At 67.9% G+C, this 8,669-nt stretch carries 9 protein-coding genes; 5 read left to right on the forward strand and 4 right to left on the reverse strand.

Going from position 1 to position 8,669, the window contains the following annotated elements; all coding sequences use genetic code 11:
• Window positions 1-144 precede the first annotated feature (144 nt).
• A complete protein-coding gene (locus ON45_RS14540) occupies window positions 145-1,209 on the forward strand; it encodes an HpcH/HpaI aldolase/citrate lyase family protein (protein WP_040494725.1) in 1,065 nt (354 codons plus the stop codon).
• A gap of 60 nt (window positions 1,210-1,269) precedes the next feature.
• The gene (locus tag ON45_RS14545) at window positions 1,270-2,139 is read left to right on the forward strand and encodes an HpcH/HpaI aldolase/citrate lyase family protein (protein ID WP_040494726.1); all 870 of its coding nucleotides are present in this window, start codon (window positions 1,270-1,272) and stop codon (window positions 2,137-2,139) included.
• Between the two features lie 35 nt (window positions 2,140-2,174).
• On the opposite strand, the gene ON45_RS23915 is transcribed toward ON45_RS14545, so the two are convergent.
• Both ON45_RS23915 and ON45_RS14560 read right to left on the reverse strand, forming a co-directional pair.
• Complete coding sequence (locus ON45_RS23915; RefSeq protein WP_277619182.1) at window positions 2,175-2,684, reverse strand: UGSC family (seleno)protein; 510 nt, start codon at window positions 2,682-2,684, stop codon at window positions 2,175-2,177.
• A 28-nt stretch (window positions 2,685-2,712) separates the two neighbouring features.
• Window positions 2,713-4,164 carry a thiol-disulfide oxidoreductase gene (locus tag ON45_RS14560; protein ID WP_040494729.1) on the reverse strand — a complete coding sequence of 484 codons (1,452 nt, stop codon included), beginning with the start codon at window positions 4,162-4,164 and terminating at the stop codon, window positions 2,713-2,715.
• Window positions 4,165-4,347: 183 nt separating this feature from the next.
• Here ON45_RS14560 and ON45_RS14565 point away from each other — a divergent pair, with 183 nt between their 5' ends.
• The 3 genes from ON45_RS14565 to ON45_RS14575 all read left to right on the forward strand — a co-directional run bounded on the left by ON45_RS14565 (window position 4,348) and on the right by ON45_RS14575 (window position 6,562).
• Window positions 4,348-5,196 (forward strand): MBL fold metallo-hydrolase, encoded by an 849-nt coding sequence (locus ON45_RS14565; protein WP_051063111.1) that lies wholly within the window; start codon window positions 4,348-4,350, stop codon window positions 5,194-5,196.
• 80 nt (window positions 5,197-5,276) lie between these two features.
• Window positions 5,277-5,918 carry a NeuD/PglB/VioB family sugar acetyltransferase gene (locus ON45_RS14570; protein ID WP_040494730.1) on the forward strand — a complete coding sequence of 214 codons (642 nt, stop codon included), beginning with the start codon at window positions 5,277-5,279 and terminating at the stop codon, window positions 5,916-5,918.
• Complete coding sequence (locus ON45_RS14575; protein WP_085946550.1) at window positions 5,915-6,562, forward strand: sugar transferase; 648 nt, start codon at window positions 5,915-5,917, stop codon at window positions 6,560-6,562. Before ON45_RS14570 ends, ON45_RS14575 begins: the two co-directional genes overlap by 4 nt.
• Here ON45_RS14575 and ON45_RS14580 read toward each other — a convergent pair.
• Window positions 6,528-7,739 (reverse strand): glycosyltransferase family 4 protein, encoded by a 1,212-nt coding sequence (locus ON45_RS14580; protein ID WP_051063112.1) that lies wholly within the window; start codon window positions 7,737-7,739, stop codon window positions 6,528-6,530. The two genes, ON45_RS14575 and ON45_RS14580, sit on opposite strands and share 35 nt — an antisense overlap.
• Window positions 7,736-8,590: a polysaccharide deacetylase family protein gene (locus tag ON45_RS14585; protein WP_051063113.1), complete on the reverse strand. Its 855-nt coding sequence runs from the start codon at window positions 8,588-8,590 to the stop codon at window positions 7,736-7,738. Before ON45_RS14585 ends, ON45_RS14580 begins: the two co-directional genes overlap by 4 nt.
• Window positions 8,591-8,669 lie beyond the last annotated feature (79 nt).

An 8,669-nucleotide genomic window follows, 5' to 3' on the forward strand; every position in this document is an offset into this window, starting at 1 on the left:
GACGGGTGGTCTCACATCTCACCGGAGAGGGGTTCGCGGGTCCTGACTCCGAGTCGCCGACCCGGAGCGACATGGAGCGACGTGGCGGATGGCGCATCACTCGCAGTTGTCCGCCGATCGGGCTGCCATCTAGCGTCGTCACCGATGCGTCCCGCCAAAGACTTCTTCCGCCCGCTCGCCGTCGGAGCGCCGACGCCGCCGAGCGAGATCCCGTTCCCGCCGAGCCGGATGATCCACTTCTTCCCGCCCTCGAACGAGAAGATGCGTTCGAAGGTTCCGCAGATCGCCCCGACCGTCGACATCCTCCTCGCGAACCTCGAGGACGGCGTGCCGGCCGATCAGAAGGAAGCCGCCCGGGCCGGAATGGTCGAGGTCGCGCAGGAGGTCGACTTCGGACAGACCCAGTTCTGGACCCGCGTCAACTCCCTCGACTCGCCGTGGTGCCTCGATGACCTGACCGCCGCCGTACTCGAATGTGGCGACGCGCTCGACGTGATCATGATCCCGAAGGTCGAGGGACCCGAGGACATCCACTACGTCGACCGACTCCTCGCGCAACTCGAAGCGAAGGCAGGTCGGACGGAACCGTTGCTCGTCCACGCGATCCTCGAGACCGCCCGCGGTGTGTCGAACGTCGAGGAGATCTGCGCCGCGTCGCCGCGGATGCAGGGGCTCTCGCTCGGCCCGGCGGATCTCGCCGCGAACCGTCGGATGAAGACGACCCGTGTGGGCGGGGGGCACCCGGGCTACCTCGTCCGCGAGGATCCGCCCGCCGGTGACGACGGCGAGACCGACATCGGTGCGGCGCGCGACACGCACCAGCAGGATCTGTGGCACTACACGATCGCCCGGATGGTCGACGCGTGTGTCGCCAACGGGATCCTCCCGTTCTACGGCCCGTTCGGTGACATCAAGGACACGGTCGCCTGCGAGGACCAGTTCCGCAACGCGTACCTGTTGGGTTGCGTCGGTGCGTGGAGTCTGCACCCGGTCCAGATCGACGTCGCCAAGAAGGTCTTCAGCCCCGACCCGGCCGAAGTGGCGCACGCCCAGCGGGTGATCGACGCGATGGGCGACGGCACGGGCGCGCTGATGCTCGACGGCAAGATGGAGGACGACGCCTCGGTGAAGCAGTGCCACGTCGTCGTCGAACTCGCCAAGCGCCTGTCCGAACGCGACCCCGACCTCGCTGCCACCTACGGCTTCTAGGAATCTTCGTCGGTGCCGGTCACCGATGAACCTTTTCGCTCGACCCACTGGGAGATTCACATGACTGACGACCTGCGACCGCGCCGCTCGGTGCTGTACATGCCCGCCGCCAACGAGCGCGCGCTCGAGAAGGCGAAGACGATCTCGGCCGACGCGATCATCTTCGACCTCGAGGACGCCGTCGCCCCCGATGCCAAGCCGGAGGCACGCGACAAGGCCGTGGCCGCCGTCCGGTCGGGGGAGTACGGCAACCGCGAGTTGACGATCCGATGCAACGGGCTGGACACCGAGTGGGGCGCGGGCGACATCGCCGCGGCCGGTGCGGCGAATCCGTCGGCGGTCGTGATCCCGAAGGTCGATTCGGTCGAGGGTGTGGCCGAGGTGTCGAAGCAACTCGACGCCGCGGGGGCATCCGCCGACGTGATGATCTGGCCGATGATCGAGACTCCGACCGCGATCTTCAACGTGCGCGAGATCGCGACGCATCCCCGCGTTGCCGTGTTGATCATGGGAACCAACGACCTGGCGAAGGAACTTCGCTCACCGATCGTCGCCGGCCGCCATCCGCTGATCCCCCACCTCGCGACAGCGCTCCTCGCGGCCCGTGAGGCCGGGAAGGTGATCGTCGACGGCGTCTACAACGACGTCAAGGACCCCGACGGTTTCGCCGCCGAGTGCGTACAGGGGATGGAGATGGGCTTCGACGGCAAGACGCTCATCCACCCGTCACAGGTCGATCCGGCCAACGACACGTGGGCGCCGTCCGCCGACGAGGTCGAGTACGCCGGGCGGGTCATCGAAGCATTCGACGAAGCCGTCGCCGCCGGCAAGGGTGTCGTCACCGTGGACGGCCGGATGATCGAGAACCTGCACGTCGACAACGCCCGTCGCGTCCTCGCCGTCGCCGACGCGATCGCCGCGCTGGCCTGACTCGTCGCTCCGGTCCGGTGCGGACCTGCGCGAACTCAGTTCGTGAGGGTGTCGAGGATCTGGTCGAAGGCGACGTCGGCGTAGGTGAGCATCTCGTCGTCCGTGCGGTCCTGGATCGGATGCGGCGTGAACACCCGAGACACCGCTGGGAAGCCGAGCGATGCCGCTTGCGACGCGGCCGCATCGACGAACTGGTCGGACGCGACGAACATCGCCGGAACACCACGGAGTTCGAGATCGTTGATGTCGTGCACACTGCACGACGTGCAACTGCCTCAATCCGCCAAGGCTTCGATGACCACCTGACACTCGGTGGCGATCTGATGACGCAGATCGACCGGCGCCGGCTTCGTGAACGTCGGTTTCGAGTACCGCTTCACCTTTGCGCCGACTCCGGTCAGGCGTTCCTCGATGCGGTTCAGGAAGATGTCGCCGCGCGGCTTCGAGATGTCGAGCAGGCCGACGGTCAGACCGTCGAGCGAGGACGGGCGCGCCAGCCGCTCGCGTTCGACGACATTGCGTTCGCTGGTCGGGTCGAGAATCATGGTCACCGGTGCCTCCAAGGGGTCGAGTTCAGTATTGCACTGCACGGGTCACCGGCTTCGAACCCGTGTCACCGTTCACCCATCCGGCGATGATCTGGCTGAACAGCCCGGCTCCGCCACCGGCGTACGTCAACATGAGTCCGCCTGGTCGGAACTTGGGAAGCGCCTCGGCGTCGGCGAACGCTTCGGGAACGCCCTCCGCGATGCCGTGCGCGCCCCGGACGAGTTCGGTGCCGGGTCGACTCAGGTGCGAGGACACCTCGGCGACGATTCGCTCTCGGTCCCATCCGGCGTCGGCGAACACCCGAGCGTGCTCGGGGCCCATCACGACGATCGCGTCGAACATCATGACCAACTTCGGGTGCTGGACCGCCTGCAGCCTCATCGCCAGCGACGCCGCCAGCGATTCCGGTTCGCGGGAGAGTTGGTCGACGAATCCCTGGGGACCCTCTCCGGCGAAGACCGTGATGGCGTCGGTTCCGGGCTCGATGCCGTGTTCCTCGGCGAGGCGGCCGTAGGGGGAGGTGTCGTCGGCCTCGGCGAAACAGAAACTGAGCTTGCCCGGATTGCCGTGCGCAGCACGGTCGACCTCGCCCGGTCGTCCACCACCGAAGTTGCGGACGACGAGTTGCAGGGCCCGGCCGATGGTCAGATTGGCGCGATTGCCCTGGCCGAGCGCGTTGCCACCCGAGTTCATCCCGATCGAGCGAGTTCCCGGGCCGCTGCAGACCAGCACCGGACCGACGGGCATCGTGGTCGCGAGCAGGCCGTGCATGTTGAAGTCGTCGTTGCACGCCGCCTCGACGGCGGTGAGTACCCACGGGAGGTACTCGGGCTTGCACCCGGCCATCACCGCCGAGACGGCCACCTTCTCGACCGAGATGTCGTCGAGGTCCGGTGGGATCGTTGCCACGATGTCCGACGGTGCCCGGTTCGTTCCTTCGAGCATCGCCATGACCCGAGCCTCGGTCGGAGGTACGACGGGGAGGCCATCGGTCCACCCGCGGGCGAACATCATCTCGAACTCGTCCTCGGCGGATGCGACCTCGATCCGCCGCGAGGAGAGCGTGGAGCGCCCGAAGCGGACGCGAAGCTCGTCGACGAGGTCCGGGTCGACGGACATGGAACCACACCCCGGCCGCATCGGCGGCAAGCCGTCTCCGAGACCGCTGACGCCGGTGATCGACTCCCAGGCCTCACGCGACCACCCGACCGTGCGCTCGACCTCCGCGCCTCCGGTGGCGCGGATGACGGTCGGCACGGTCTCGATGTCGTGGAACCAGCTGACGGCGAGGTCCGAATCGGGGATCGCCGTCGGGTCGTCCGGAAAGCCGGGGTCGTCCTGGGTGTAGACGTGCAACTCGACACCGGCGGCGAGTTCGCGCAGCACCGGCACCACCATCTGGCACGTTTCACACTCGCGCTTGACCACCACGACGATGCCGTCGGGGAGGAGCGGGGCCGTGGGTGCTTCGGTCACGCTTCGACCGTACAACTCCTGGTGAGCGACGGTGCATCCGGCGCCAGGCCCGTTTCGTTCGCGACGTGGTGAACAGGGTGTTACGAACTTCACAAACGTCCCTTTGTTCGGACGTCGGCGGGTGTGCCTAGTGTTCACGTCATCGGGGAATCGCGTGAGCACCATTCCGTCGGCGCGGCGGGGATGACGGTGTCGTTTCATGGCGTCCGTGGTTCCACTCCCTGCCATGGCCGCGAGATCATGGGCTACGGCGGGAACACATCGTGTGTCTCACTCGACATCCCCGGGGCCGATCCGATCGTGTTCGACCTGGGTACGGGATTGCGCTACTTCGGACGCGCGGTTCGTGGCGGTCGACCGTTCCGGGGAACCTCGCTGGTGAGCCACCTGCACTGGGATCACATCCAGGGCCTGCCCTTCTTCACACCGTTGTTGTCGGACGGCGCGCACATCACGATGTACGCCCCGCGTCAGGCCGACGGCACGAGCGTGGCGGACATCTTCGCGGACATGATCCGCCCGCCGTTGTTCCCGGTCGACCTGATGACTCTGCCGGGGACGGTCGAGTTCCGTGAGGTCTGCAACGACGAGTTCGAGATCGATGGCGGACCGGCCGGACCGATCTCGGTCATGTCGCGAACGATCCCGCACATCGGACGCACCCTCGGCTATCGGGTCGAGTGGAACGGCGGGAGCGTTGCGTATCTGAGCGACCACCAGATGCCGAGCGACGGCTCGTTCGCTGCCGAGGATGGTGCGTTGGAGCTGTGCCGCGACGTCGACCTGCTGATCCACGACGCTCAGTACACGAACGACGAGTTCGCGGTGAAGCGCGACTGGGGGCATTGCACGGTCGACTATGCGGTGTGGATCGCGGCGGAGGCCGAAGCGCGCCAACTGGCGCTGTTCCACCACGATCCCACCCACGACGACGACGTACTCGACGGTCTCGTGAGAGGTGCAGCCGAAGTCGGAGCGGAGCAGGGCGTCCGCGTGTTCGGTGCCCGTGAGGGTTCCTGCGTCATCGTCTGAGTTCGACAGCGTCGACAGATCAGTCGCGTTGGCCGTCCCCGGTCCGTGGCGCGGCGAGGGGACCGCTACCGTGTGCGCCGATGTCGGCCGGTGCGCGGATTCTGTTGGTCGGAGCGGGCGGACACGCCCGCGTCGTGATCGAGGCGCTGCAGGACGAACCGGCGAACACCATCGTCGGCGCCGTGAGCGACGACGGTTCGGGTCTTCCCGACCTCGGGATCCCGATGCTCGGGACGACCGACGAACTCGACCGGATCGCCGGCGAGCATGGTGTCGACGCGGTGTGTATCGCGGTCGGGAACAACGCTGCCCGGGCGCGGATCGCTGCGGACGTCGGTGACCACGGCTTCGATCTGGCGACGGCTCGCAGCGCGTACGCGGTCGTCTCGCCGACTGCCACCGTCGGCGCGGGGTCCCACCTCCTGCCGGGGTCGGTCGTCAACGCCGCGACGCGCCTCGGCGCGGGAACGATCGTGAACACCAACGCATCGATCGACCACGATGGGGACGTGGGCGATTTCGTCCACATCGCACCGGGGGTCGCGATCGGCGGAGCCGTGCGCATCGGCGACCGCACGTTCGTCGGCATCGGAGCGCGGATCTTGCCAGGGCTCGCGCTCGGGGCCGATGTCATCGTCGGAGGGGGAGCGGTGGTCGTGTCCGACGTCCCGGCGGGTACCACCGTCGTCGGCATTCCCGCACGTCCGGTGGAGCAACGATGAGCGGCGCTCCGACACAGGGTGAGGATGCCCCGTTCTCACTGGTGGACCGGCTGCGACGTTGGTTCGACGCCGTCGTCGGCGGTACCGCACTGGTCGTTGCCGCTCCCGTGCTCGCACTCGCTGCGGGCGCGACGCTGCTCAGCTCCGGTCGACCGGTGATCTATCGGCAGAAGCGCCTCGGTCGGGGCGGTCATCCGTTCGAGCTGCTGAAGTTCCGGACCATGCGCGATCCCGCACCCGGACGCGAGGCACCGGAGTTCGACGCAGAGCGGATCACCCGCGTGGGTAGTTGGATGCGGTCGACGAGCCTCGACGAGCTGCCGTCGTTGGTCAACCTGGTCCGCGGCGACATCGGCCTGGTCGGCCCGCGGCCGCTACCGATCCACTACTGGGACCGGTTTCGCGGCGATGAGTACGAGCGATTCCACGTACGGCCCGGAATCACCGGGTTGGCGCAGATCAATGGCCGCAACCAACTCGCCTGGTCGGAGCGCCTCGCCGCCGACGTCGACTACGTGCGTTCTCGATCGCTGATCGGCGATGCCCGGATCGTCATGAAGACCATCCCGATCGTCCTCTCCCGAGCGGGTGTGGACGAGGGCGAGGGTGTCACGATGACCGAGCTTCCTCCGGATCGCGCCTGACCGCCGAGGGGCCGTCGTCGAGCAGACGGTAGGCGTCGAGGGTGCGCTCGATGACCCGCTGCTGGTCGAACTCCGTCAGCGCTCGCCGACGCGCTGCCGACGCGAACTTCGCCCGTTGAGCATCGTCGGTCGTGAGCATCTCGATCGCCTCGGCCAGGCTCGCCGAGTCGCGTACCGGGGTCAGCAGACCGGTCTCGCCGTCGGCGACCACCTGGCGGTTTCCGCGGATGTCCGTCGCGACGACCGGGAGTCCCATCGCGGTGGCCTCCATCGCCGCGCGCGGCATGCCTTCGCGCCAACTGGCGGTCACGTACAGATCGGCGGCGGCGTAGCACTCGGGCATGTCGTCGCGCGTTCCGGTGAACACGACACCGTCTCGCTCGGCGTCGGCGACCATCGTCTCGTCGAGCACGTCGTGCTTGCCGACGTCGATCGGGCCGACCACCACGAGTCGGAGCGGAACGTCACGGGCGTGCAATGTGCGGGCTGCTTCGAGCAGTTCGACGATCCCCTTCTCGCGCACCAGCCGACTGACGGTCAGAGCGAGCACCTCGTCGTCGCCGATGCCCCATTCCCGCCGCAGCTCGTCACGCGTGCCGGAGTCGATCGTCGCCGGATCGAACCGATCGAGGTCGATGCCGTTGCCGAGGTGCCGGACCCGATCGGCGGGCAGGTGCAAGGTGTCGACGAGCGTGGCCACGTCCTCCTCGTTCTGGACGAGTTCGACGTGGCTGAGGCGACCGGCGAATCCCTCGGCGGCATACACGGGCCACCGTCGCTTCCGACGGTCGTCGGGTTGGGCGTAGAGGCCGTGTTGCGTGTTGACGACCAGCGGGACGCGCACGGCGCGGCCGACGATGCGTCCGAGCACACCGGGCTTGGGGTTGTGTGTGTGCAGGATGTCCGGCGCCGTCTGGCGCAGGGCAGCGGCGAGTTGGCGAACGCCGCGGACGTCGGACCGGAGATCGTTCGAGCGGGTGAAGGCAGAGAGCGGCACGTGCTCGATTCCGTCAGCGCGCAGGCCCGCGACGTGCGGTCCTGGAGCAGACATGCCGATCACCTCGTATCCGGCGTCGACGAACGCACGGAGTTGGGGGCCGAGGAGCCAGTCGAGGCTCATGTCGGTGGTGGTCAGGTGGACGAGGCGTGGGCGCGTCCGTCGGCCGCGTTCGGTCACGTGGTCTCGCCCCGGTAGCGCATCCGAGCGATCAGCGCGCGGAGTTCCCCGTCCAGGCGCATTCCGCCGGCAGCCTTCGACGCGAACACCTCGTCGCTGTCACTGCGCTTCACCGGTGTTCGCCACAGGCGATGGAGGTCGGTCGAACCTGGCTTGTTCACGCGGCTCCGGGCGAGGCAGGCCGACTCGAACCGGCGACGGACGGCGACCTCGGCTTGTGGCGAACCGGGTACCGCCTTCGGGTACGCGAAGTGCTTCGGTGCGGTCCCGATGTGCTCGCCGATCAGGTCGATCGACCGGTCGAGTTCCTCGTTGAGGTCATCGGCTGGGAGGTGGTCGAGCAGGCGGTGCGTGTGCGTGTGCGACTCGATCTGGATGAGACCCGTGTCGTGGGCATCGCGGAGTGACGACCAGGTGGCTGGCGCTGCTCCCCACGGGAAGTCCGTTCCGTCGTCGACGAACGAGGTCGCCGCATAGAGCGTCACCGGAAGGTTGCGCTCGACTGCCGCTGGAACCAAGTGCTCGGCGAAGTCATCGGACCCGTCGTCGACCGTGATCACGACCGGCGGACGCTCGTCCGAGATTCGTGGTGTGTCCTCAGCCGCGCGGTGGCTCGACGCCCAGCCGTCGTCGCTGCCCAACGACGCGACGGCGTCGTCGAGGGAGATGACGGTGTGGTGCTCGACGAGGTGGTCGAGTTGGCGCTCGAATTGCTCGACCGGGAGGTCGACCGCGCTGTCGGAGCCGCCGCCGACGCGGTGGTAGATGAGGATCGTGACTCCCGGCGGGGGCTGCACGACGCGGTCCACGAGCAGGCTGGCGCGCTCGAGCGTCTGGCGGAGTCGGCTCATGGCATCGGGCGCTGATCGGTCTGCGGATCCGGCCCTTGGTCGGCTGGGCCATCCTGTGTCTGACACCCGATGGCGCGGT

Source organism: Ilumatobacter nonamiensis YM16-303 (assembly GCF_000350145.1).
GTDB lineage: Bacteria > Actinomycetota > Acidimicrobiia > Acidimicrobiales > Ilumatobacteraceae > Ilumatobacter_A > Ilumatobacter_A nonamiensis.